At 45.9% G+C, this 24,955-nt stretch carries 18 protein-coding genes; 7 read left to right on the forward strand and 11 right to left on the reverse strand.

The features are described 5' to 3' along the window. Nucleotides 1-89 precede the first annotated feature (89 nt). On the reverse strand, nt 90-758 hold the full coding sequence (can, locus tag AB6F11_RS14025; protein ID WP_017059437.1) for a carbonate dehydratase: 669 nt from the start codon (nt 756-758) through the stop codon (nt 90-92). A 286-nt stretch (nt 759-1,044) separates the two neighbouring features. Here can and AB6F11_RS14030 point away from each other — a divergent pair, with 286 nt between their 5' ends. The 3 genes from AB6F11_RS14030 (at nt 1,045) to AB6F11_RS14040 (ending at nt 4,688) form a co-directional block, all read left to right on the forward strand. Then, nucleotides 1,045-2,676 (forward strand): SulP family inorganic anion transporter, encoded by a 1,632-nt coding sequence (locus AB6F11_RS14030; protein WP_170962341.1) that lies wholly within the window; start codon nt 1,045-1,047, stop codon nt 2,674-2,676. Nucleotides 2,677-2,998: 322 nt separating this feature from the next. Continuing rightward, on the forward strand, nt 2,999-3,916 hold the full coding sequence (locus AB6F11_RS14035) for an ABC transporter ATP-binding protein (RefSeq protein WP_017059435.1): 918 nt from the start codon (nt 2,999-3,001) through the stop codon (nt 3,914-3,916). A 1-nt stretch (nt 3,917) separates the two neighbouring features. Then, nucleotides 3,918-4,688, forward strand: a complete 771-nt coding sequence (locus AB6F11_RS14040; RefSeq protein ID WP_010435987.1) for an ABC transporter permease — start codon at nt 3,918-3,920, stop codon at nt 4,686-4,688. A gap of 124 nt (nt 4,689-4,812) precedes the next feature. Here AB6F11_RS14040 and panC read toward each other — a convergent pair whose 3' ends face one another. The 7 genes from panC to sfsA form a co-directional block, all read right to left on the reverse strand. After that, on the reverse strand, nt 4,813-5,703 hold the full coding sequence (gene panC / locus AB6F11_RS14045; RefSeq protein WP_048615611.1) for a pantoate--beta-alanine ligase: 891 nt from the start codon (nt 5,701-5,703) through the stop codon (nt 4,813-4,815). An 8-nt stretch (nt 5,704-5,711) separates the two neighbouring features. Next, nucleotides 5,712-6,506 (reverse strand): 3-methyl-2-oxobutanoate hydroxymethyltransferase, encoded by a 795-nt coding sequence (gene panB / locus AB6F11_RS14050; RefSeq protein ID WP_102394611.1) that lies wholly within the window; start codon nt 6,504-6,506, stop codon nt 5,712-5,714. A gap of 22 nt (nt 6,507-6,528) precedes the next feature. Next, nucleotides 6,529-7,014: a 2-amino-4-hydroxy-6-hydroxymethyldihydropteridine diphosphokinase gene (gene folK / locus AB6F11_RS14055; RefSeq protein WP_102394610.1), complete on the reverse strand. Its 486-nt coding sequence runs from the start codon at nt 7,012-7,014 to the stop codon at nt 6,529-6,531. Continuing rightward, entirely contained in the window at nt 7,011-8,366 is a 1,356-nt protein-coding gene (pcnB, locus tag AB6F11_RS14060) for a polynucleotide adenylyltransferase PcnB (protein ID WP_057622288.1), read from the reverse strand. Before pcnB ends, folK begins: the two co-directional genes overlap by 4 nt. 183 nt (nt 8,367-8,549) lie before the next feature. Next, a complete protein-coding gene (gluQRS, locus tag AB6F11_RS14065) occupies nt 8,550-9,425 on the reverse strand; it encodes a tRNA glutamyl-Q(34) synthetase GluQRS (RefSeq protein WP_102394609.1) in 876 nt (291 codons plus the stop codon). A 218-nt stretch (nt 9,426-9,643) separates the two neighbouring features. Next, nucleotides 9,644-10,090 (reverse strand): RNA polymerase-binding protein DksA, encoded by a 447-nt coding sequence (gene dksA, locus AB6F11_RS14070; protein WP_004738189.1) that lies wholly within the window; start codon nt 10,088-10,090, stop codon nt 9,644-9,646. A gap of 135 nt (nt 10,091-10,225) precedes the next feature. After that, complete coding sequence (gene sfsA / locus AB6F11_RS14075) at nt 10,226-10,951, reverse strand: DNA/RNA nuclease SfsA (protein ID WP_102394608.1); 726 nt, start codon at nt 10,949-10,951, stop codon at nt 10,226-10,228. A gap of 34 nt (nt 10,952-10,985) precedes the next feature. On the opposite strand from sfsA, the gene hrpB reads away from it, so the two are divergent. The 4 genes from hrpB to acnB all read left to right on the forward strand — a co-directional run bounded on the left by hrpB (nt 10,986) and on the right by acnB (nt 21,113). Then, nucleotides 10,986-13,484 (forward strand): ATP-dependent helicase HrpB, encoded by a 2,499-nt coding sequence (gene hrpB, locus AB6F11_RS14080; RefSeq protein ID WP_102394607.1) that lies wholly within the window; start codon nt 10,986-10,988, stop codon nt 13,482-13,484. Continuing rightward, nucleotides 13,481-15,880, forward strand: a complete 2,400-nt coding sequence (gene mrcB / locus AB6F11_RS14085) for a penicillin-binding protein 1B (protein WP_102394606.1) — start codon at nt 13,481-13,483, stop codon at nt 15,878-15,880. The genes hrpB and mrcB overlap by 4 nt, the downstream gene beginning before the upstream one ends. Before the next feature lie 38 nt (nt 15,881-15,918). After that, nucleotides 15,919-18,252 (forward strand): patatin-like phospholipase family protein, encoded by a 2,334-nt coding sequence (locus AB6F11_RS14090; RefSeq protein WP_102394605.1) that lies wholly within the window; start codon nt 15,919-15,921, stop codon nt 18,250-18,252. A gap of 272 nt (nt 18,253-18,524) precedes the next feature. After that, nucleotides 18,525-21,113: a bifunctional aconitate hydratase 2/2-methylisocitrate dehydratase gene (gene acnB, locus AB6F11_RS14095; protein ID WP_048605714.1), complete on the forward strand. Its 2,589-nt coding sequence runs from the start codon at nt 18,525-18,527 to the stop codon at nt 21,111-21,113. Between the two features lie 78 nt (nt 21,114-21,191). Here the strand turns inward: acnB and AB6F11_RS14100 are convergent, their stop codons facing one another. From AB6F11_RS14100 to AB6F11_RS14110, 3 genes are all read right to left on the reverse strand, one after another. Then, nucleotides 21,192-22,325, reverse strand: a complete 1,134-nt coding sequence (locus tag AB6F11_RS14100) for a glycerate kinase (RefSeq protein WP_102394604.1) — start codon at nt 22,323-22,325, stop codon at nt 21,192-21,194. Between the two features lie 16 nt (nt 22,326-22,341). After that, nucleotides 22,342-23,607: a GntP family permease gene (locus tag AB6F11_RS14105; protein ID WP_017059423.1), complete on the reverse strand. Its 1,266-nt coding sequence runs from the start codon at nt 23,605-23,607 to the stop codon at nt 22,342-22,344. Between the two features lie 127 nt (nt 23,608-23,734). Then, entirely contained in the window at nt 23,735-24,889 is a 1,155-nt protein-coding gene (locus AB6F11_RS14110) for a sugar diacid recognition domain-containing protein (protein WP_017066809.1), read from the reverse strand. Nucleotides 24,890-24,955 lie beyond the last annotated feature (66 nt).

The raw sequence follows: 24,955 nt of genomic DNA on the forward strand, positions 1-24,955 counted from the left end.
ACTCAGGCCTTGAAAGCCGCTTAACAGAAATGTCCAACTTTACGGGGTCACTTCATGATGCGGGCTTTTTGTATATATGACGGAATGGGTTAGCTTTGTTGACTAAGAAGAGGCGTCGTTAAGATCTTGTTTAATGCATCTAAGTGACTGTTCTCTAAAGTATCGTTACTTGAGCAACGTACGCCAAGGTCCTGTAGCTTGCCATCGCCAATACCATAAACCACACCATGGATTTCAACGTCTTGGCCACGCTCCCACGCATTTTGCATAATGGTTGAGTTACCTAGGTTATAAACCTGTTCTGCGACGTTAATTTCGCATAACTTGTCACCCCATTGCTCACGAGGAAGCCCCTCGATTTGCTTGCGGTATTTTAGGTAATTGTCACGGATGTGCAGTAACCAGTTGTTGATAAGACCAAGTTTAGGGTTATCAATCGCCGCATTAACACCGCCACAACCGTAGTGACCGCAGACAATGATGTGTTTAACTTTGAGTACATCGACGGCGTACTGCACAACTGAGAGGCAGTTTAAGTCGGTATGAACCACTTGGTTCGCCACATTTCGGTGAACAAACAGTTCGCCAGAATATAAACCAGTGAGACGCTCGGCCGGAACACGGCTATCTGAGCAGCCAATCCATAGAAAACCAGGGCTTTGACCCTCTTCAAGCGTTGTAAAATACTCAGGTCGTTGAGAGCGAATTTCTTCTGACCATTTAGAGTTGTTTTCAAAAAGCTGTTTAATCTCTGGCATTTTGCGTCTTACATCCCTTAATTAAGAATCTCAACTATACACAATGTTACAAATTCAATCTCGTAAAAACTGTGTCAAATAGTACTCATCTGACGTGTACTCGTCGTTAAAATCATTAACTTAGCGTAGAAGCTATGATCCGGTTATAAGACATGAATAATGTGATTGAATTAACACTTTCTGAACACTTGATACATTTGTTAAAGTGATAAGGTTTGTCATTTCATCATCAGGAAGGTGTGTTTTGTTTGGAAGTCGTTTTACGGATATCAATCTCAAAGGGGATATGTTTGGTGGTGTCACTACAGCCATCATCTCATTGCCTTTAGCATTGGCATTTGGTGTTGCTTCTGGTGCGGGCGCGGAAGCTGGCCTTTGGGGAGCCATCATGGTTGGCCTATTTGCAGCTTTGTTTGGCGGTTCGAGTAGTTTGATTTCTGAACCTACCGGCCCGATGACGGTGATCATGACTGCCGTAATGACGAGTATGGTTGCTAAATATCCTGAAACTGGCATGGCAATGACCTTCACAGTCGTGATGATGGCAGGTGCATTTCAGATATTGCTTGGCACGTTAAAGCTCGGAAAGTACGTTACTTTGATGCCATATAGCGTGATCTCCGGATTTATGTCGGGTATCGGCGTTATTCTAATCATTCTTCAGTTGTCTCCTTTATTAGGACATGCCGCCCCTTCTGGTGGGGTGATGGGCACGCTCTCTGCACTTCCAGATACATTGGCTAATCTTAAAATCAGCGAGCTGTTTTTAGGAGCATTGACGCTCGGTATTCTTTTCGGTTTTCCAGCCAAATATCGTAAGTATGTGCCTGCTCAACTGGTCGCGTTAGTGGCTGTGACGCTCTTGTCCGTCATTATTTTTGATACCGACTCTATTCGCCGTATTGGTGAAATCCCAGCTGGTTTGCCTACTCTCGTTATCCCTACGATCAGCGCTGAACAGTTCACTACTATGGTTATTGATGCCTTGGTGCTTGGTACATTAGGTTGTATTGATACGCTTTTGACCGCGGTTATCGGAGATTCATTGACTCGTAAAGAGCATGACTCAGACAAAGAACTTCGCGGCCAAGGCATTGCCAATATGATCTCTGGCCTGTTTGGTGCGCTACCTGGCGCGGGCGCCACTATGGGTACCGTAACCAATATTCAGGTGGGAGCGCGTTCTCCGCTTTCGGGTGTTATTCGAGCTTTAGTGCTTGCGTTAGTGGTATTGGTTACAGGTGGCTTAACAGAACCGATCCCTATGGCAGTGCTGGCTGGTATCGCGATGTATGTTGGTTTCAATATCCTAGATTGGAGTTTTATCCAGCGCGCGCACAAGGTCAGCTATGCCGGCATGGGAGTGATGTACGGCGTGATGCTACTGACTGTGTTTGTCGACTTGATTATTGCTGTTGGACTGGGCGTGTTTATCTCGAACATTCTGATTATTGAAAGATTGAGCCGAGAACAAGCCAGACAAGTTAAGGCGATCAGTGATGGTGATGATGAAGATGATATCCCATTGACCGATAGCGAACGTCAGTTACTCGATAGTGCCAATGGTAAGGTACTGTTCTTCTATCTTTCAGGGCCGATGATATTCAGCGTTTCAAAGGCAATTTCACGCCAGCACTCAAGTATTTCTGACTATGAAGCGATGATTCTAGACCTGACAGATGTCCCTATGATTGATGTCACTGTTGGTCTTGCTCTAGAGAATGCGATTAAAGATGCATTGGATGCGCAGTGTGAGGTGTATCTGCTGTGTCCTAATGAGAATACTCGTCAGCAACTAGAGAAGTTCCACGTGATTGACCTAGTGCCGGAATCCAACACTTATCGATTCAGATATGAAGCCCTGACGGCAGCAACAAGCTATGTCGACAGAGATGAGCATCAATTTGAGTCAGTTTAATTTTTCAGTAATAATCTAATATGAATAAGCCATAGACGCTCACTTCAAGAATGATCATTAATGCCGTTAAGTGAATCACTTAGCGGCATTTTTATATTTATTGAACGTTGATTTAGTCTTCACGTAGCCAAGACGCTTATTTGTTTTCGAAAGAAACTCTCACACGAAATTTGTATTAATCGTCAATCAACGATAAACTTGTTTGCAAAATGGCCGAGTAAACAAGTTTGGGTTAGTTTTCTGCTAGCTCGTTTTAAGCAATACTCTCTTCCTCAAGCTCGGTCGTCTACATCTTATCTATAGCAAATGGCAGTCTATCTCTATGTATGCATTAGAAATTGAGCAATTAAGAAAAACTTATGCTGGGGGCTTCGAGGCTCTGAAGGGCGTTAGTTTACAAGTAGAAAAAGGCGATTTTTACGCACTACTTGGTCCCAATGGTGCGGGTAAATCAACCACCATTGGTGTTATCTCTTCACTGGTAAATAAAACGTCGGGCAAGGTTAAAGTGTTCGGCTACGACATTGATACTGATCTGGAGTTGGCGAAGCAGAACTTAGGCCTTGTACCTCAAGAGTTTAACTTTAACCCGTTTGAGACCGTTGAACAGATCGTGCTGCAACAAGCGGGTTATTACGGCGTGCCAAAAGCTTTGGCGAAAGAGCGAGCGAAAAAGTACCTATCTCAACTCGATTTGTGGGAAAAGCGTGGCGAACGTGCGCGTAACTTGTCTGGTGGTATGAAGCGTCGTTTGATGATCGCGCGTGCATTGATGCATGAACCTCATTTGTTGATCCTTGATGAACCGACAGCAGGCGTTGATATTGAACTGCGTCGTTCAATGTGGGAATTCCTAAAAGAGATCAATGAGAAGCAGGGCATTACCATTATCTTGACCACGCACTACCTAGAAGAAGCAGAAATGCTGTGTCGCAACATTGGTATCATCAATCGCGGTGAACTGATTGAGAACACAACAATGAAAGCGCTGTTGGGTAAATTGAGTGCTGAGACCTTTATCCTGGATCTGGAAGAGGGCACGACTGAACCTAAGCTTGAAGGCGTGAATAGCCAAGTTATGGTCAATGGGTCGCTAGAAATCGAAATCGACAAGAACCTAGGTTTGAATACCATCTTTGCTCAATTGAGCGAGCAACAGGTTAAAGTCCTCTCTATGCGTAACAAAGCAAACCGTCTAGAAGAGCTATTTGTGAGTATCGTCCGTGAAGGGAGTAAATAATATGTACAGCCTATATTGGACCGCTTTCTGCAGCTTGTTGACCAAAGAGATCAATCGTTTTACTCGTATCTGGGTGCAGACTCTGGTGCCGCCAGCGATTACCATGACGCTTTACTTCATCATCTTCGGTAACCTAATTGGTGCGCGTATTGGTGAAATGAACGGCTTTAGCTACATGGAATACATTGTTCCCGGTCTGATCATGATGTCGGTGATCACCAACTCATACTCCAACGTTGCTTCATCCTTCTTTAGTGCCAAATTCCAGAAGAACATTGAAGAGCTGCTTGTAGCACCTGTTCCTAACTACGTGATTATCGCCGGCTTCGTAATGGGTGGTGTGGTTCGTGGCTTGTTAGTGGGCACTATCGTAACCTTCGTGTCTCTGTTCTTTGTCGACCTACAAGTTGACCATTGGGGCGTGATCATTGCGACGGTATTTTTAACGTCGGTAGTATTCGCTTTGGGTGGCTTGATTAACGCGGTATTCGCACGCACGTTTGATGATATCTCTATTATCCCAACCTTTATCTTAACGCCGCTGACCTACCTTGGTGGTGTGTTCTACTCGATCAGTCTATTGCCTGAATTCTGGCAAGGTGTATCGAAGTTGAACCCTATCGTTTACATGGTAAACGCGTTCAGATATGGCTTCTTGGGAGTGTCTGATGTGGGTATCGTGACGTCGTTTGGCGTACTAGGCGTGTTTATCGTGCTGTTGTATGGCATTGCGCACTACTTAGTGACAAAGGGTATCGGCTTACGCAGCTAATCCTTGGTTATCCTAAATTGCAGGCAAAGAAAAAGGTCGATATTACATCGACCTTTTTTTGTATCTTTCGTTTGTGCTTTTGCTTTGCGTTAGAAGCTGGTTTACGCAAAGAGAAGAAAGCGGATTACTCAGCCGTTTCTTCTTTCACTTCTTCTTTGGTTTCCGTTACCAAATCGAGAACTTGGTTATCGATAAGACGCGTCTTACCTAGGAATGCTGACATTAGAATCACTGCTTGAGTTGATTCTGAAGTGATTGCTTGCAGTGTTTTCGCATCGCAGATGAAGATCTCATCAGGTTGAAGATCTGCAGCGCGTAGCTGGTCAGTTGCATCTTCAATCACTGATGCGTAATCATCGCGACCACCACGAATAGCGCTGCTGATCCAGCGCATAGTGCGCGCTAGAACGGGAGCTCGTTGGCGCTCGTCAATCGTTAGGTTGCTATTGCGAGAGCTCATTGCTAAACCATCCATTTCACGAACGGTTGCAACGCCGACAACTTCAATGTCTAACGCTAGGTCAGTGGTCATCTGGCGAATAACAGCAAGTTGCTGGAAATCTTTCTCGCCGAAGCATGCAAAGTCTGGCTGAACGATATTAAACAGTTTAGTGACAATGGTTGATACACCGCGGAAGTGACCTGGACGAGAGGCACCTTCAAGCATGTGAGATATGCCAGGGACCTCAACAAACGTCTGCTTGTCTAATCCATCTGGGTACATCACTTCTGGCGTTGGTGTAAATACTAGCTCAACACCTTCACCTGTTAGCTTGCTTAAATCTGCTTCTAACGTACGAGGGTAGTTGTTTAGGTCGTCGGCACGGTCAAACTGCATTGGGTTTACAAAGATGCTTACCACAACGATGTCGGCCAGTTCACGAGCTTTCTTTACCAGAGTCAGGTGGCCTTCATGCAGGTTTCCCATTGTCGGTACAAAAGCAACCGTACGTCCATCACGCTTAAACTGTTTAATCTGCTCACGAAGAGCCGCTATTTCAGCAAAAGTTTGCATACTTACTCCTAAGCGATTGTATGAGCTTCATCAGGGAAGCGCGCGCTCTCTACTTCTTCTTTGTATAGAGCTACTGCCTTACGCATATCACCTGTTTCTGCTAGGAAGTTCTTAGAGAACTTCGGCATGTAGTTCGCAGAAATACCGAACATGTCATGCATAACCAAGATCTGACCATCGGTAACATTACCTGCACCGATACCGATAACTGGTACGTCACAAGCTTCTGTAATTCGTTTTGCCAATGAAGCTGGCACACATTCAAGTAGAACGATTTGAGCGCCTGCGTTTTGCAGTGCTAACGCGTCAGCAACCATTTTGTCTGCTTGCTCGTCGTCACGACCTTGAATCTTGTAACCACCAAAAATGTTCACAGACTGAGGCGTTAAGCCTAAGTGTGCACATACTGGTACTGCACGTTCTGTTAGCATCTTCACAGTATCAACCAACCAGCTTCCGCCTTCGATTTTTACCATGTTCGCACCAGCACGCATCAAGGTAGCTGCGCTCTCACAAGCTTGTTCTGGCGTTGCGTAGCTCATGAAAGGCATGTCAGCCATAAGAAGGCAATTAGGGCTACCAGCACGCACTGAGCGAGTATGGTAAGCAATATCTTCAACGGTGACTGGTAATGTATCGTTATGGCCTTGTAGAACCATACCCAGTGAATCACCGACAAGCAGTACAGGCATCTCTTGGCTTTCGAATAATTGAGCAAAGCTCGCATCATAAGCTGTCGACGTCGCGAATTTACGGCCTTCACGTTTGCATTTGATCAGGTCGTTAATGGTTATTTTTTTCATTGGTTTTCCTTAATGCGCTTGGCTATTGTTGCCAAACATTGAGCCCGTTCTTATCTACTATTTTCAGTAGTTCTGTCAGCTCAGCCCCATCAGGGAGTTGTAAACTTGGTGCGATTTCAGCAAGCGGGTAGAGTACAAACTCTCGTTCTTTCATTCCGTAATGAGGAACAATTAAGCGCTCTGAATCGATCACCTCATTGCCGTATAACACAATGTCGAGGTCCAAGGTTCTTGGCCCCCAACGCTCGTCTTTACGGACGCGCCCTTGCTCTAACTCGATCTTTTGAGTGCAATCAAGCAGTTCAATTGGCGTTAATTCGGTTTGGATAGCGACTACCGCGTTGATGTAGTCCGGTTGATTTTGCGGCCCCATTGGAGTGCTACTATATAGCTGAGAGGTCGCAATAAACGTTGATCGCGGTAGGCTTTTTAGCGTTTCGATAGCCAAATTTGCTTGGCTAACTGGGTCGGCAAGATTGCTGCCGACCGCAATGTAAGCAGTTATCATTCGGACTGCTTACTCTTTTTGTTTCGGTAAGTCTTACGGCGACGATGGCCTGACTTTGATGGTGCTGCAACGTCGTTAGCCATTGCTTGACGCATGTTGCGACCTGCAGTCTGATAACGCTCCCACCATTTTGCTAACTCTTTGGTTTCACCACCTTCAATCTCACCACGCATTTCTAGGAAATCGTAGCCTGCACGGAACTTGTTGAGCTCCATTAGGCGAACAGCGCGTTTACCGTTGCGACGAGGCAGTCGAAGTTGCAGTTGCCAAACTTCGCGAATGGTTGCGGTGTGACGGCGAGGAATCGCAATAGACTTTACTTGCTGATCAAGAATGATGTTACTCGCTTCCATGATCGCATCGTAGTGTGCCATACCCTGTTCAGCGACAAGTTTGTCTGCCAGCTTGTTCATTGGGTACCAAAGCATCGCTGCGAACATGAATGCTGGGTTTACTCGCTTACCGTCTTCGATGCGAAGGTCGGTTGAATCGAGAACCAAATCAAGCATCTGCTCTGTGTGAGAGTCGTAATCTTCTGTGAAGTATTCCGCTACAGCTGGGAACATCTGCTGAAAGAGGTTGTACTCGCGCATCAAGTGGTAGGTTTCTAAACCGTGACCTGATTGCAGTAATTTCAGAGACTCTTCGTAAAGGCGCGCTGCTGGGATATCTCTTAGAAGGTGAGCTAACTCTTCAATCGGGTCAGCCGTGTCTTCTTCGATGTCGAAATCCAGTTTAGCGGCGAAGCGCATTGCACGTAGCATACGTACTGGGTCTTCGCGGTAACGCGTTTCTGGATCGCCAATCAGGCGGATCAGTTTATCTTCTAAATCTTCTACACCACCCGCGTAATCGTGGATGCTGTAGTCTGCAATGTTGTAGTACATCGCGTTGATTGTGAAATCACGACGCTCTGCATCTTCATCAACACTGCCGTACACGTTATCGCGAAGTAGCATGCCTTCTTTCGATTGTGCAGACACGTTTTTCGATGGTTCTTGGTGGTGGCCACGGAAAGTTGCCACTTCAATGATGTCACGACCAAACATGATATGTGCCAAGCGGAAACGGCGACCGATAAGGCGACAGTTTCTGAAGAGGTGTTTGATTTGCTCTGGCGTTGCGTTTGTCGCAATATCAAAATCTTTTGGCTGAGAGCCTAATAAGATATCGCGTACACCACCACCGACTAGAAATGCGTCAAAACCCGCACCATTCAGGCGATATAGCACTTTTAGTGCGTTGTCGCTGATCTGCTTGCGTGAAATATTGTGCTCTTGACGAGTATAAATATTCAGAGCTAATTCGTGGAATCCGCGTTGTTCGCTTGGGGTATTGTCGTTTGTATTCATTAGTTTAGAACAAAGTAGGTATCGCCAACTTTGTTTTTCTCTTAGTCCAAAGTGGTAGTGCAGAGTTTAATTGCGGCTAATAATAGCTTAGCGCGAGCCATTTGAGAACATCGTCTGCTTAACCACAGTGGTTGGTTATGGCATTTTTATGTGTCGTTTTTGCTATTTGCCGTGAGTTTCGAGCTAATTACAGTGCTCTTTTTGTAAACTATCAGGTAACTGACTGACGTTCCATTGCTGGCAGCCCCACAATAAAATCTCATCCATTGAAGCCTCACAAAGGGCTGTCGGGATATCAAAACCTAAGAATCGCATCGCGTTGAGTAACGTTGGTTTTGGATTGTCGAGATTGATTGCGGTGGCATGGTTCTGTTTTGACAGTTTATTCCCCAAGTCATCGGTTGCCAATGGTAAGTGCAAGTAGCTCACTGTTTTTTGCTTGAGCGTCTTGTACAAACTGATTTGTCGACCTGTTGGTTCTATCAGGTCTGCGCCTCTTACGACTTCCGTTACTCCTTGTTCGATGTCATCAAGTACCACAGCCAAGTTATAGGCAAACAATCCATCTCTGCGTTTAATAATAAAATCTTCTTCAGCTAATGCTTTAGGGATTTGAATCGTGCCGTGGCGCACATCATCAAAGGACTCTACAGGAAAATCCATGCGCAAGCGCACCGCTTGTTCACCTGAATCGATTAAGCCTGCATCTCGACAGTGACCATTGTAAAAGCCACCTAAAGCCTTTATCTGCTTACGAGTACATTGGCAGTAGTAGGCTTGATTGTCAGCGACCCATTGATCGATTTGAGCTTGATACAAGCCATGACGCTGGCTTTGATAAACGACTTCACCATCCCAAAATAGATGGTAAGCCTCAAGCGTCTTAAGAATCAGGTCTGCAGCGCCGGCCATTTCTCTTGGTGGATCTAAGTCTTCCATACGAACCAACCATTTTCCTTGGTTAGATTTTGCTTGGAAGTAACTACCAAGAGCAGCAACAAGTGAGCCAAAATGAAGAGGACCTGACGGTGATGGTGCAAAGCGCCCGATATAATTCATGTGTGAACAACCTAATCTGGATGGTACCGCAGTAACCGATTCTTAAGACGTTTGACAAGAGCTTTAATGCCTAGAACTAAGCTTCAATCTATAGAACAAGGTTTGATGTATAGAACTAAGGCTTAAAGCTGCTATTTACTATCAAGCGTGTGAAATACTTCGCTTGGATAACAAACAAAAAAGGGAGCCAAGGCTCCCTTTCTTTACATCTGCAAGAATTAACCTTGCATCTGTTTTTCTTTGATCTCTGCAAGTGTTTTACAGTCAATACAAAGATCAGCAGTTGGACGAGCTTCAAGGCGACGAATGCCAATCTCGATACCGCAAGAATCGCAGAAGCCGAAATCGTCTTCTTCGATCTTGTCTAATGTCTTCTCAATTTTTTTGATAAGACGACGCTCACGGTCACGGTTACGTAACTCTAGGCTGAATTCTTCTTCTTGAGAAGCACGGTCAACTGGGTCTGGGAAATTCGCTGCTTCGTCCTGCATGTGGTGCACAGTACGATCAACTTCTTCCCTGAGCTGGTTGCGCCAAGCTGCTAAAATTTTTGTAAAATGTTCCGTTTGCTCAGGTGACATGTACTCTTCACCTGGCTTCTCTTGGTACGGTTCAACACCTGCGATGGCTAGGATGCCTAGCGCTTTTTTCTTAGATTCTGGCATACAGCATCTCCTATTTACACCTAGTCAACTGCAAAGCAGCTAATTTTAAGGCGGGTATCTATAGCAGAAAGAACGAATGGTGGCAAATACTCTTATTCAAACTTGCAATCAATGTGATTAGTTCAGCATCTTTGCCTAGCTATTGATAAATTCAACAGCTTGTTTTAGTTGTATTTGAGTACTGCTGAGCTCTGCTTTATAGCAAAGCACTTGAACTCCAGCGTCTTGTGCTTGTTTTAGTAATAACGAATATTTGGCGTCTATATGGTGTGCCGCAGATACTTTTTCAATACCTGAATGTAAAACAGTGAATAAAAGTACGGCTCTATTTCCAGATTCGACCATTTCTGTGAGTTCACGCAGATGTTTTTGGCCTCTGGTTGTGACCGCATCAGGGAAAAAACCTTGCCCTTTAGTTGACGTTTCTAGCTCGTCGAGCAAAGTGACGCTTTTCACTTCGATATAGCAAGGCGGCTTTTCGTTATCTTCAAGCAGAATATCAATGCGACTATTCTCACTGCCATATTTCACTTCGGTTCGTAACGCGTTATAACCTAAGAGTTCAACTATAGTCCCATTTTCAATTGCTTCCACTGCTAGCTGGTTTGCCCGCGCAGTATTTACACAAATACGATGACCTTTGTCTGTTTCTGAGATCTCCCAGCTGTTTGGGTACTTTCTTTTTGCATTATCGGAGGTTGAGTACCACACCGTATTGCCAGGAGTCGCACATCCTGTCATCGCTCCAGTGTTAGCGCAGTGAATAGTACGCTCGCTACCGTCTGGAAGTTGGATGTCAGTGAGGAAACGTTTATAGCGTTTAATAAGAGTCGCTGGCTCTAATGGCGGATTGAAGTGCATATTACTTATTTAGACAGGTAGGTTTTTATGTACAATGTTGCCAACATTACACCACAAGGTTCTCCCATTGCCACAACTGCCCATAGAAGCTGTGATGCCAGATCTGCTCGCTGGCGTAGAAATACACACTCAACTTATTCTAAAGGCCGCTCCCGGTGCGGGTAAGTCAACATTCTTCCCTTTACAGTTAGTTAAGACCAACGCCGTTCAAGGCAAAATCATCATGCTTGAACCGAGGCGTTTGGCTGCAAGGAATATTGCTACTTACTTAGCGAGCCAATTGGGAGAAAAGGTGGGAGAGAGCATTGGCTTTAGAGTTCGTGGTGAATCTAAAAGCAGCAGTGCGACTCGCTTAGAGATTGTTACTGAAGGGATCATGACAAGAATGATCCAAACCGACCCTGAATTAACTGGGGTTGATATGGTGATCTTTGATGAATTTCACGAGCGCAGTATTCACGCCGATACCGCATTGGCGTTTAGCTTAGAGATCCAAGAGGCGTTGCGTGACGATCTGAAAGTGGTAGTGATGTCGGCAACTTTAGATCAACAAGCTCTGCAAACTTTGCTGCCGAATGCCAAATACGTTGAATCACAAGGTCGCACCTTTCCGGTCGATTTCCGTTATCAGCCTCTTAACGCAAATGAATATCTAGCCCCTAAAATGGCTAACGTGATTCGCTCTCTGATGGAGAAAGAGTCAGGCTCACTTCTGGCCTTTTTGCCGGGCGTTTCTGCGATTAAGCAGGTGGAATCTCAACTAGAACAATTCGCCAATGATATCGATGTGTGTCCTCTGTATGGGCAACTCAGCTTTTCTCAACAGCAGAAAGCGATCGCGCCATCAGAGAAAGGGCGTCGAAAGGTGGTGTTAGCGACCAATATTGCTGAGACTTCTTTGACGATTGAAGGTATTCGATTGGTGGTTGATTCTGGGCTTGAACGTGTGGCGAAGTTCGATCTGAAAACCGGTATTACTAAGCTTGAGCAAGTGAAAATCTCGCAATCTTCAGCTGAACAACGAGCGGGCCGTGCGGGACGAATTGAAGAGGGCTTGTGCGTTCGTTTGTACAGCGAAACGCAGCTGATGCAGCAACCAGCTATACCAGAACCTGAAATTCTTCATTCTGATTTGTCTTCGCTGGTGTCTGAATTGACGCAATGGGGCGCTGCGAGTGCTGATGAACTGCAATGGTTAGACGTTCCACCCAAAGCTTCTATCGGGCAAGCCAAGCAACTCTTACAGACTCTTGAATTGTTAGACGATAATGGTCAATTTACGGCATTAGGAAAACAGGTCCAACGTTTAGGTCTAGAGCCTCGTATTGCCAGCATGTTGGTTAAAGCGCAGCAAGGTAGTCCTGCTCTGTTGAATGTCGCGATTGTTGCTGCTGCTTTGCTGGAAGAGCCGGAGCGCAACGTCACAGATATTCAGCATTCGTTGCACCGACTTAAGCAAAGAAAACATTCGAAAAATAACGTGCTGATGCAGCGAGCGAAAAGTCTCGCCAGCAAACTCAATCATCACTTAGATTTGTCACAAGCTGACGAATCATTGCTACCATTAGTGCTTTGTTTTGCCTTCCCGGACCGAATTGCACAAGTGAGAAGCGCAACCAGCAGTGCTTTCCTTCTTGCGAATGGCCACGGGGCTGAGGTTCGTGACGATGATCCATTGGCGAACAATGACTATATCGTAGTGATTGATTTGATGCGCAGCACAGGGCGAGCCAGTCAGATTTTCTTAGCCACCGCCGTTGATATTTCGCAGCTAGAAGCTGAATTTCCAAAACTGTTTGTGCGTTCCGATTATGCCGATTGGGATGAGAAACGTGGCCGTTTAGTTGCCGAGCAGCGTGTATCTCTGGGCAAGTTGATTATCAGCACCAAAGCTTTACCTGATCCCGATGCGAATCAGGCGAGCCAAGCGCTGCTCAATTATGTCGCTCGATGCGGGCTGGATCGCTTAAATTGGACAGCTTCGGCTAAGCAGTTGGTTGAGCGTGTACGCAGTGCACAGCTTTGGATGCCTGAGCATGATTGGCCAGCGATGGATGATGCGAGTTTGATTGAACACCTTGATGAGTGGCTATCTCCGTATTTGAATGGCATTAAGTCGGCAAAAGGGCTGGCTAGTGTTTCGATTGAGCAAGCATTGTCGGCTTATCTTGGCTGGCCTTTGAATCAAGAAATCGACCAATGGCTGCCAACGCACTATCTGATGCCAACAGGCAGCAAGAAGGCCATTCGTTATCAATATCAATCTGAACCAGTGATCTCAGTGCGAATGCAGGAAGTCTTTGGCGAACAAGACTCGCCATTGATCGCGCAAGGGCGTAAAAAAGTAGTGCTTGAGTTACTTTCTCCAGCACAGCGACCACTGCAAATTACTCAAGATTTAGCCGGCTTTTGGGCTGGCGCGTACAAAGAAGTACAAAAAGAAATGAAAGGCCGTTACCCAAAACATCCTTGGCCGGATGACCCTGCTAACCATGTAGCAACCACTAAAACCAAACGACAGTTGAATCGATGATGACCAAAATGTTAACGCCAAAAAAGGCACCACCTAAAAAAGCGCCAGCAAAGAAGTCACCAGCGACCAAAGCCAAGCCTAGAAAACCAAGAGCGGCTGCGAAAAAGACCAAATCTAAGGCTAAGAAATCTGGCAAAAGAGGTTGGTTGAAGATCCTATGGGGCATTTCTTGGAAAGCGGGCTTAGCGCTTGCGGCATTGCTGTTGTTCGTCGGTATTTATCTTGATTCTGTGGTCAAACAGCGCTTTGAAGGTCAGCTGTTTGATTTGCCAACTGTGGTTTATGCGCGAGTGCTAGACCTGTCTCCGGGAACTCCGGTGAGTTTGGTGCAGGTTAAGAATGAGCTCGATGTACTTAATTACCGTAAAGTGAACGCGCCTCGTCACCCGGGCGAATACTCCTCTTCTTCCACCAAGATTGAAATGATTCGTCGTCCGTTCGAGTTTGTCGATGGACCGGAAGCGGATCGTCATGTGATGCTGCATTTCAACGGTAACGAGTTAACTCGTATTCAGTCGCTAGAGAAGAAAGGCGACATGGGTTATCTGCGTGTTGAACCGAAAATGCTTGGCATGCTTGAGAAAAGTAACGATGAGCAGCGCTTGTTCTTAAAACGTAATCAGTTCCCAGAAGTGATGGTTGATGCCTTATTAGCAACCGAAGACCGAAATTTCTATCAACACGATGGCGTGTCGCCATTGGCCATCGCTCGTGCAATGGTCGTTAACGTCAAAGCTGGGCGAACGGTACAAGGTGGTAGTACGCTGACACAACAGTTGGCAAAAAACCTGTTCTTGTCCAGTGAACGTACATTGTGGCGTAAGGTCCGTGAAGCCTACATTGCGCTTATCTTGGACCATCGTTACAGCAAAGACCGAATCCTAGAGGCTTACTTAAACGAGGTTTACCTTGGGCAAAATGGTGGGCAAGCGATCCATGGCTTCGGTTTAGCGTCTCGCTTGTACTTCGGTCAGCCAATTCAAGAGCTGCGCATCGATCAACTAGCACTGCTGGTAGGTATGGTGAAAGGACCGTCGTATTACAATCCGGTTCGTTATCCTGAGCGTGCCAAGACTCGACGAGATCTGGTTCTTCGCTTATTGATGCAGCAAGACATATTAACTCCGCGACAATACGAAGAAGCGGCGAATCGTGATTTGGATATTCAAGACAACCCGCGCATTGCTAGCCGTCAGCCCGCTTACTTCCAACAAGTAAATATTGAGCTTAAGAAGTATGTCGGCGATCGATTTGAGGCGAAAAAAGGGATTCGAGTCTTTACCTCTCTGGATCCGGTCTCTCAAGACAAGTTAGAGAAGTCGATTGCACGTAAGGTGCCTGATTTATCGAAAACCGCAGGTAACAAACTGGAAGCTGCGGCTATTGCCGTGGATAGAAATACCGGTGAAATCCGAGCTATGGTCGGTGGTAAGCGTACTGGCTACGATGGCTTTAACCGTGCCTTGAACGCGAGTCGTCCTATTGGTTCTTTGGTTAAGCCAGCAATCTACTTAACCGCATTAGAGCAGCCCCAGAAGTACACGTTAGCGACAACATTGAAGGACACGCCATTGAGCTTGAAAGGCAGTAAAGGCAGTGTATGGAGCCCAAGAAACTTCGATCGTAAGTTCCGTGGCGATGTGCCTTTGTATGTGGCGCTTTCTAAGTCTTACAACGTACCTACCGTTCGTTTAGGCATGCAGTTAGGCATTGATAGCGTCTCGGATACGATTGGAAAGCTGGGAGTCGATAAAAATGAGATTCGTCCAGTACCATCGATGTTTTTGGGTTCGTTCTCACTGACTCCATTCCAAGTCGCGCAGATGTATCAAACCATTACTAATTCTGGGCGTATTGCACCTTTGTCTGCACTTCGCTCTGTGGTTGATAACGATGGTGAGGTTTTGTATCAGTCGATTCCTCGCGTATCACAAAGCGTCGACCAGCAAGCCGCTTGGTTAACAACCTATGCGATGAAGCGTGGTGTATCGGAAGGTACAGGCCGTTTCCTACAAGGTCAGTTTGCATGGGCAGGGTTAGCTGGTAAAACGGGCACTAGTAATGACAGCCGAGACAGTTGGTTCGTGGGCGTTGATGGCCGTGAAGTGACGACCATCTGGCTAGGGCGTGATGATAATAAGCCGACTAAACTTACTGGTTCGAGTGGTGCGTTACGTGTTTATGCCGATTATCTGAAACAGAGAACGCCCGAGCAGTTATTGCTGCCTTGGCCTACAGGCATTGTCACGGCCAACTTTACTCGAACTTCTGAAGGGGCTTTAGAGTTTGATTGTAATGGCGCAGTCAAACTGCCAGTTTGGGATGAGGATGGAAACATTAAAAAGGGCTGTGAAAGTCAACCAAAACAGTGGCTAAAGAAGCTTTTTCAGTGGTAAAGTCGTAACAGGAAAGAATGACAAGGACAGTTAAAATAATGATTTCTCGTTGGTTAGTGAGTGGCTTAGGCATTGTCGGTACTGTGATCAGTTTTCAGCTGTTTGCATCCACCGCGACACAGGTTGATCAATCTCAGCAGGCTGAGCAAGCTCATAAAAGGCCAACCGTTGCTGTCGTTCTTGCTGGTGGTGGGGCAAAAGGTGCAGCTCACATAGGTGTGCTTAAAGCCCTAGAAGAGATGCAAATCCCGGTTGATTACATTACCGGTACCAGTATGGGCTCATACGTTGGTGGTCTTTATGCGACAGGGATGAGCGCAGACGAGATCGAGAGCTTTATTTATACGGTTGATTGGAATCGCGGTTATCGTGATCGCGTTAACCGTAGTGATCGCCGCGTACGTGACAAAGAATATGAAGACCGCTACCAACTGAACACCGATCTCGGCTTAGGTTGGGGCGAAATCAAAGCAAGGAAAGGGGTGGTGCAAGGCCAGAATATGTTGCGTATTCTGCGTGAGACCACGGGTAATCTATCCTCATTCGATTCTTTCGACCATCTTGCTATCCCATACCGTTCTGTTGCAACCGACATTATCGAACTTGAAGAGGTGGTCATCGACCATGGTCACCTTGTTGATGCCATGATGGCCAGTATGTCAGTTCCCGGCGCGCTTCCCCCTTATGACCTCGATGGTCGAATGCTGGTTGATGGTGGTGTCACCAATAATATGCCCGTCGACGTTGCTAGAGCTATGGGGGCAGACATCGTCATTGCGGTGGATATCAGTACCAACTACAAAGGCAAAGATGATTTCACGAATTTTCTAGCGGCAGCTGACCAACTCTCTAATTATCTTGTTCAACGCAGCACCCAAGAGCAAGCTGAAACACTCACAGACGATGATGTCTTCCTGCGCCCTGATGTTGGGGAAATGGAGACGACTGACTTTGATAAAATGCCATCGGCTTTCCTCGCGGGCTATGAAGCCGCTAAGCAGCATACTGATGAACTTTCTAAGCTATCGCTCTCAAATGCCGATTATCAGCATTATATCGAGGACAAGCAAAAAGCACGCAGACAGCTGAAACACGGCGATCAGACCGTCGTTGACCGAGTTGTTATCAATAACAATACCCACTATTCCGATAAGCTGATCGAAAACCGTTTAAACCTTGATTCAGGTAAGGTTCTGAAGACCAGTGAAATTGAATCTAAAGTACAAGACCTCTATGCGCTAGATAGATTCGAGTTGGTGACGTATGAATTTGACACGGTAGATGGCGAGGAACAACTGCAGGTTGATGTGAACGAAAAATCTTGGGGGCCAAACTACCTCAACTTTCGATTCTTTCTTGAAGATGATTTCTCGACTACCAGTCAGTACTCGATTGGTGTTTCAGCCAACTTTACCGATATCAACTCGCACGGTGCAGAGCTAAGAACCAATATCGAGATGGGAACGGATAAACGAATTGAGGCGGAACTCTATTCGCCCTTCTTTTCGAGTCAAAAATTGTTCACTTCTGCATCGATTGCTTATAGCAAGGAAAACAGAAACCTACCTGTAGATATTGATGATATTGAAGAGCCGACACTGGACGTAACGAAAGACTACTTTCCAATGACTTATAGCGAGTATGTCGGTGAATTAGCATTAGGCTATCAACCTACCTTGTGGCAAGAGCTGAAATTTGGTGCTCGTTATACTGATGGGGATGTCGAGGTGGCTTCTTTACCTTCGTTAGGTAATGGTGGTTACAAGCGTATTGGTGGATTTATCAATTATCGATTGGATACTTTGGATAACTTCAGCTTGCCAACTGAAGGTTATTTTGTTGATTTAGAGTACCTTGTTTCTCATGATGACTTTCAGAATGATAGCTCGATTAACGAAACAGAGTTGACGTCTGAGAGCGATACGGTCTATGAGTTTTCGGCTAATTTAATGGCTGCAAAGAGTATCGAGAAGCATACTTTAGTCGCAAAGCTCGATTACGGTATTGTAGAGAGCAAAAATTCGATTTTCCCTATTGATCCTAAAGAGCTTGGTGGCTTCTTAAACCTGTCAGGTATTCCAAGGAACAGTATGATTGGCCAGAACTTGGCTTACACCAGCCTTATCTATCGTTACAAGTGGTTTGAAAATGACTTCGGCCTCTTTGAATCACCATTCTACGTGGGTGCTTCCATTGAGCATGGTGGTGTTTGGTCGAACAATGATTTGAGTATTGATGAAGCGCCAATGTACACCGCGGGTTCTGTTTTCGCAGGTGTCGATTCACCAATCGGGCCGATCATTTTAGCTTATGGCCGAACCGAAGATAACTATGATTCGGTCTATTTGATTGTCGGTACGTCCTACAAATAATCATGCGCAGAGTCGCCATTTAAGTGCGTAATTAGGCAAAAATAGTGGGACTTTCGTCTTAACTTGCTATGTTGGTCAAAATGATAAGATTTTAATTTAACGTTAAATTTGCTATTCTACCGCCCACAGTTTGGCCTCTATGACGCCGCTCATCAATACAAATTGAATGACAATAATGGCAATGGAGAGCCAAGTTTCCAAGGATGTTCACTTCTTTATTTTACTAACAATTATGAAGGGAAGAAGTGAACCGCAATGAGAGGAAAAAAGTCGTGCTTGAAGCCTACCGTAAACACGTCGAAGAACGTGCTGCCGAAGGAGTTGTTCCAAAACCACTAGATGCTGAGCAGGTAGCTGGCCTAGTTGAACTTCTGAAGAATCCACCTCAAGGTGAAGAAGAAATCATTCTTGACCTACTAGAAAATCGCATTCCACCGGGTGTAGATGAAGCTGCTTACGTAAAAGCTGGCTTCCTTACGGCTATCACTAAAGGTGAAGTAGCTTCTCCACTAGTAAGCAAAGCAAAAGCTGCAGAACTGCTTGGTACTATGCAAGGCGGTTACAACATCGAATCTCTAGTATCTCTACTAGACGATGCTGAGCTTGCTCCAATCGCTGTTAAAGCTCTATCTCATACTCTACTGATGTTCGATGCGTTCTATGACGTAGAAGAGAAAGCGAAAGCGGGCAATGCATCTGCACAACAAGTACTTCAATCTTGGGCTGATGCTGAATGGTTTACAGCGAAAAACAAAGTAGCGGAAAAGATCACCGTTAAAGTATTTAAAGTTACCGGTGAAACTAACACTGATGACTTATCTCCAGCGCCTGATGCATGGTCACGTCCTGATATCCCAGTGCACGCGAAAGCGATGCTGAAGATGGAACGTGATGGCATTACTCCTGATGAGCAGGGTAGCGTTGGTCCAATCAATCAAATTGAAGAAATGCAAAAAGATGGCATTCCACTGGCTTACGTTGGTGATGTTGTTGGTACAGGTTCTTCACGTAAATCGGCAACCAACTCAGTACTTTGGTTCATGGGTGAAGATATCCCATTCGTACCAAACAAGCGTACTGGCGGTGTTTGTCTTGGTGGTAAAATTGCACCAATCTTCTACAACACAATGGAAGATTCAGGCGCACTACCAATTGAACTGAACGTACAAGACATGAACATGGGCGATATCATTGATATCTACCCGTACGAAGGTGTTGTTCACAAGAACGGTTCTGTGATTTCAAACTTTGAGCTAAGCAAAGTTCTTCTCGATGAAGTGCGTGCTGGTGGCCGTATTCCACTGATCATTGGTCGTGGCCTAACAGGTCGTGCTCGTGACGCTCTAGGTCTAGCTGAAACGGATCTGTTTGCTAAACCAATCGATCCATCTGCATCTGATAAAGGCTACACGCTAGCTCAGAAGATGGTAGGTAAAGCATGTGGTGTTGAAGGTGTGCGTGCTGGTCAGTACTGTGAACCTAAAATGACGACAGTCGGTTCTCAAGATACGACCGGTCCTATGACTCGTGATGAGCTTAAAGATCTGGCGTGTCTTGGTTTCTCAGCAGACCTTGTAATGCAGTCTTTCTGTCACACATCTGCATACCCGAAACCTGTTGATGTAAACACTCACCATACGCTACCTGATTTCATCATGAACCGTGCGGGTGTTTCACTTCGTCCGGGTGATGGCGTTATCCACTCATGGCTAAACCGTATGCTTCTTCCTGATACTGTAGGTACAGGTGGTGACTCGCATACTCGTTTCCCTCTAGGTATTTCATTCCCTGCGGGTTCTGGCTTGGTAGCATTTGCTGCCGCAACAGGCGTTATGCCTCTTGATATGCCTGAATCTATCTTGGTTCGCTTTAAAGGCGAAATGCAACCGGGTATCACGCTACGTGACCTAGTACATGCCATTCCTCTTTATGGTATCAAGCAAGGCCTACTAACCGTAGAGAAAGCCGGTAAGATCAACGAATTCTCTGGTCGTGTACTAGAAATTGAAGGTGTTGAGCACTTATCTGTTGAGCAAGCATTTGAGCTTTCTGATGCATCTGCTGAGCGTTCTGCTGCAGGTTGTACGGTTAAGCTATCTCAAGAGTCGATCGATGAGTACCTGAACTCGAATATCGTTATGCTTAAGTGGATGATCGCGGAAGGTTACGGTGATGTTCGTACGATTGAGCGTCGTATCACTGCAATGGAAGAGTGGTTAGCGAACCCTGAGTTGCTATCTGCTGATTCAGATGCGGAATACGCGCACGTTATCGAGATTGATCTTGCTGACATCGATCAACCAATCCTTTGTGCACCAAACGATCCAGATGATGCTCGTCTTCTTTCTGACGTTCAAGGTACTGAGATTCAAGAAGTGTTTATCGGTTCTTGTATGACGAACATCGGTCACTTCCGAGCTGCGGGTAAGATGCTAGAAGAGTTTAACGGCTCGCTAAATACTCGCCTATGGGTGGCTCCGCCAACGAAGATGGATAAAGACCAACTGACAGAAGAAGGCTACTACGGCATCTTCGGTCGTGCTGGGGTACGTATCGAAACTCCTGGCTGTTCACTATGTATGGGTAACCAAGCTCGTGTTGCTGATGCTTCGACGGTTATGTCGACGTCAACGCGTAACTTCCCGAACCGCTTAGGTAATGGCGCGAACGTTTATCTGGCTTCTGCTGAGCTTTCTGCTGTTGGCGCGATTCTAGGTCGCATCCCAACGAAAGAAGAGTACTTAGAGTACGCTGAGAAGATTAATGCAACCGCTGCTGATACATACCGTTACCTGAACTTCCATAAAATGGGTCAGTACACGGAAAAAGCAGACACGGTTATCTTCCAAGAGCCTGCGTAACGTCTGATTTTGTTGTAAATATAATTAAGGCCGCTGTGAATAGCGGCCTTAATTGCTTTTAGCTTACAGAGAGCTCGATTAGTGCTTAATCGTATACATTGCTGCAACATTGCGAGCAGTAAGTTCAATATTTTCAGCCGCTTCAGCCAAAGCTGTCGGCAAGTCTACTGAACGGTTCACTACCGCAAATACCGCGTCGATACCATGCTCATGAACCACACCACAATCACTGGCTAGACAGCCGGCAATACCGATGACAGGCAGTTTATGTTTTTTGGCTGTGCGAGCGACACCAATCGGTGTTTTGCCATGAATGGTTTGGCTATCAATGCGCCCCTCTCCTGTAATCACAAGATCAGCATCTGAGACTATTTCATCTAAATTGACGGCGTCCATTACGATGTTAATACCAGGGCGAAGCTCCGCATTTAACAGGCCAACAAGTGCCGCGCCTAGACCGCCTGCCGCGCCAGCACCAGGGAGATCAATGACATCGACGCCTAACTGGTTTTTCATGATACTGGCATAATGAGCAAGGTTAGCATCTAACAGCTCAACCATTTCTGGTGTTGCGCCTTTTTGCGGACCGAATACCTGTGATGCCCCTTTTGGTCCGCATAATGGATTATCGACATCACAAGCGACCTCTAAGCGTACGTTTTGTAGGCGTGGGTCGAGGTTGGTGAGATCAATGGTTGTCAGTTTTGACAGTTCACCACCACCAAACACCAGCTCGTGACCCTCTGCATCTAGCATACGAATGCCTAGCGCTTGAGCCATTCCTAAGCCACCATCATTGGTCGCACTACCACCAATGCCAATAATAATATGCTCAACACCTTTATCTAATACGGCTTTGATCAACTCACCCGTACCATAGGTAGTGGTTTTTAGTGGATTACGTTGTTCTGGAGAGACTAAATCTAGGCCGGAAGCGGCCGCCATTTCAATAATGGCAGTTTTACCGTCACCGAACATACCGTAGAAGCCTTCGACAATTTCACCTAATGGACCAATCACTGGATGTTGGATGATATAGCCATTGGTCGCATCCACCAGAGATTGTACTGTGCCTTCACCACCATCAGCCATTGGTAATTTTACGTATTCGGCGTTTGGTATTAGCTGTTTAAAGCCATCTTCAATCGCTTGAGCAACGCCCATTGCTGATAGGCTTTCTTTATATGAGTCAGGAGCAATTACAATTTTCATTTTGATACCTTTAAACTTAAACAAACAGACCAAATACACCGAAGATCATTACTGAGACGAAGGCGATAACAAGACCGACCGCTGACTCATAAGGGATGAGTTTTAGACGTTCATGAATACTCATATGTACCGCACCACCCGTGGCATGGAAGAAGCTACCATGTGGCATATGGTCAAGTACTGTCGCACCAGAGTGGATCATTGCTGCGCCTGCGAGAGCTGGAACACCTAGCTCAAGAATGGTGCTGGCAAATACATTCGATGCCACTACTGTTCCGGCAGTTGTCGATGCGGTTGATAGTGCCATCAGTGCGCCAGAAAACGGAGCAAGTAAGTAAGAAGGCAGCCCAGACATCGTCAGCACTTCAATCAGATCAGCTTTTAGTCCTGAGTTAGCAATGATGCCTGCAATGGTTCCTGTGCCCAGTAGCATTACAGCAACCGGTGCCATACGTGACAAGCCTGAAACCGCAAAGCTATTGGCTTGTTTGAAGCGACCCATAGCCAGTGCACCCAGCAATCCACCCAAGGGTAATGCAATTAGAGGATCAACATTGATATCAGCGAGTGGTCGCAGCGCGAGTAGGGCAATAGCCACTAACGGTGCAACGATTGAAGAAGAAAAGCTTGGCAGTGAACTTTGATCCGCTTTGACCACTTCACTTTCCGCTACTTTTGAACCTTTATTGACGAGGCGCTTTGCCAAGAAGTAGGCGAAAAGCAGCCCAAATAGACCCGGAATCACGCCTGCAGCCATCACAGAGGTTAACGGAACATTGAACGCATCAGCCGCCGCAATGGCATTTGGGTTAGGCGACATGACATTACCTGCTTTACCGCCGCCCACCATCGCCAAAAGGATCGCGGTTTTAGAAAGGTCTGCGCGGCGAGCAATAGCCAGTGCAATAGGAGAAACCGTGATAACGGCCACATCAACGAAAACGCCAACAGCGGTTAAAATCATGGTCGCAATGGCAAGAGCAAGTAAGGCGCGAGTTTCGCCTACTTTTTTGATGATGGATTCTGCAATCGAGGTAGCCGCCCCTGATTCAATTAGTACGCCGGCCAACACACCAGCGGCGAGAATTCGCATCACTGAAGTGACGATCCCTTGGGCACCACCTATCATTAACTCAACGGTTTCGGTGAGAGAAACGCCGCCAACCACGCCGCCAACCAAAGCACCGATGATCATGCCGTAGGTGGGTGGCACTTTTTTAAGAATGAGCGCGATAGCAACAATCAATGCTGAAAGTGCGCCAAGAGTTGAAACTTCAATCATGTTCTATTTCCCAGATAACGATGTGTCATTTTCGGCAAATATAAAGATATAGGGTTGGTAAGTCTTTGTCATTCTCTACAAATAAGTGCTCAAATCGGTCCTTTTAAATTGTGCAGTTGCACATTTTTTAGCTCGACCAGTGGAATAGATTTATTGCAATGTAGAGTTGAAATAGATCGTCTATATTGTTGATATTTAATGATGTTATTTGGTTTATCTTGTCTGTTCGATAGCGTAGCGTATTGCGATGGATATGTAGTTCGTTACAGGTGAGAGCTGAATCACAGTTCTGTTTTAAATATGTCTTCAAAGTTTTGATCAGTATCCCTTTACTGTCCTGTTGTTGAAGATGTAGGTAAGACTGCTCCAGTTGCTCACGAATCCATGGATCTTGTAACAGGCTACTCATAATGGCCGGCAGTCGATAGTCTTGATAGAAAAACATGTCTCCGGGGCGGTTACCGACACTGCGCATAGTGAGCTCAGCGGTATCATATGAGCGTGCTAAACCAGAAAGTCCGGTAAAGTAATCCCCAAGCGCAATCTTGATTTGAAACTTAGCTTCTTTCTTTATTCTTTTGAGTAGCAATTTCACGCGCTTGGCTTCTGCATCCTTGGACCAGCTGTTCCCTATCAGGGTTATAGGCTTGAGTACCACCACTTCGTTTTGTGAAACAGACAAGATACCGACTAAATTATCGCGCTCGGGATATTCAAGTAAATGTACTAATTGCTGTAAGTTTTCCAATGAAGGCGCAGTGTCTCCTATCGGTAACACCTTGACGATGGCGGCAATCCGCGGTTGTGCAAGGTCGAGATCCAGACGCTGTGCGATGGATTGCAGTTGCATGTCATTAAGCGTGCTACCTCGGATTAATTGCAATACCAATTCTTCACGATGCCTCTTATTCCATTCTACTTGAGACATAAGTACAGCTTGTTCAACAATAAGCTCAGCGGTCATCTTCACCAGCTCACCAAAATGATGAACTTGCTGCAGTGTCCCAGAAACCCCAATCGCCCCAATGACATTATCCTGAAATAGAATCGGTAAATTAACTCCAGGCTTAACCCCTTTTAGGTGTTCGGCAGTGGCTTCGTCAATATTAACGACTCGTGATTCGGTGATGGCAAGTACCGCTCCTTCATGTTTTTGGTATAAGCGAGTAGGATCACTGGATCCAATAATGCGACCTTTATTATCCATCACATTAATCGAGTGTGGGATGATCTTCATGGTTCGTTCGACAATTTGTTTGGCAATCATTTCGTTCAACTGCATAGAGCCCTCCTCTTCATTGACTGTGTAGGTTGGATCGTAACGATAAATTCGTCAATACGCTCGTTT

Origin of the sequence: Vibrio sp. 10N.247.311.14 (assembly GCF_041467715.1) — a bacterium.
Lineage (GTDB): Bacteria > Pseudomonadota > Gammaproteobacteria > Enterobacterales > Vibrionaceae > Vibrio > Vibrio crassostreae_C.

Bases quoted from the DNA above. Each gene is read 5' to 3' on its own strand.
- gluQRS (WP_102394609.1), bottom strand. From the start codon at position 9,425: ATGAATTATATCGGGCGCTTTGCACCATCACCGTCAGGTCCTCTTCAT.
- AB6F11_RS14035 (WP_017059435.1), top strand. From the start codon at position 2,999: ATGTATGCATTAGAAATTGAGCAATTAAGAAAAACTTATGCTGGGGGC.
- dksA (WP_004738189.1), bottom strand. From the start codon at position 10,090: ATGCCAGAATCTAAGAAAAAAGCGCTAGGCATCCTAGCCATCGCAGGT.
- AB6F11_RS14105 (WP_017059423.1), bottom strand. From the start codon at position 23,607: ATGATTGAAGTTTCAACTCTTGGCGCACTTTCAGCATTGATTGTTGCT.
- AB6F11_RS14030 (WP_170962341.1), top strand. From the start codon at position 1,045: ATGTTTGGTGGTGTCACTACAGCCATCATCTCATTGCCTTTAGCATTG.
- panC (WP_048615611.1), bottom strand. From the start codon at position 5,703: ATGCAAACTTTTGCTGAAATAGCGGCTCTTCGTGAGCAGATTAAACAG.
- folK (WP_102394610.1), bottom strand. From the start codon at position 7,014: ATGATAACTGCTTACATTGCGGTCGGCAGCAATCTTGCCGACCCAGTT.
- pcnB (WP_057622288.1), bottom strand. From the start codon at position 8,366: ATGAATACAAACGACAATACCCCAAGCGAACAACGCGGATTCCACGAA.
- AB6F11_RS14110 (WP_017066809.1), bottom strand. From the start codon at position 24,889: ATGCAGTTGAACGAAATGATTGCCAAACAAATTGTCGAACGAACCATG.
- panB (WP_102394611.1), bottom strand. From the start codon at position 6,506: ATGAAAAAAATAACCATTAACGACCTGATCAAATGCAAACGTGAAGGC.
- can (WP_017059437.1), bottom strand. From the start codon at position 758: ATGCCAGAGATTAAACAGCTTTTTGAAAACAACTCTAAATGGTCAGAA.
- AB6F11_RS14100 (WP_102394604.1), bottom strand. From the start codon at position 22,325: ATGAAAATTGTAATTGCTCCTGACTCATATAAAGAAAGCCTATCAGCA.
- mrcB (WP_102394606.1), top strand. From the start codon at position 13,481: ATGATGACCAAAATGTTAACGCCAAAAAAGGCACCACCTAAAAAAGCG.
- AB6F11_RS14040 (WP_010435987.1), top strand. From the start codon at position 3,918: ATGTACAGCCTATATTGGACCGCTTTCTGCAGCTTGTTGACCAAAGAG.
- AB6F11_RS14090 (WP_102394605.1), top strand. From the start codon at position 15,919: ATGATTTCTCGTTGGTTAGTGAGTGGCTTAGGCATTGTCGGTACTGTG.
- sfsA (WP_102394608.1), bottom strand. From the start codon at position 10,951: ATGCACTTCAATCCGCCATTAGAGCCAGCGACTCTTATTAAACGCTAT.
- hrpB (WP_102394607.1), top strand. From the start codon at position 10,986: ATGTTGCCAACATTACACCACAAGGTTCTCCCATTGCCACAACTGCCC.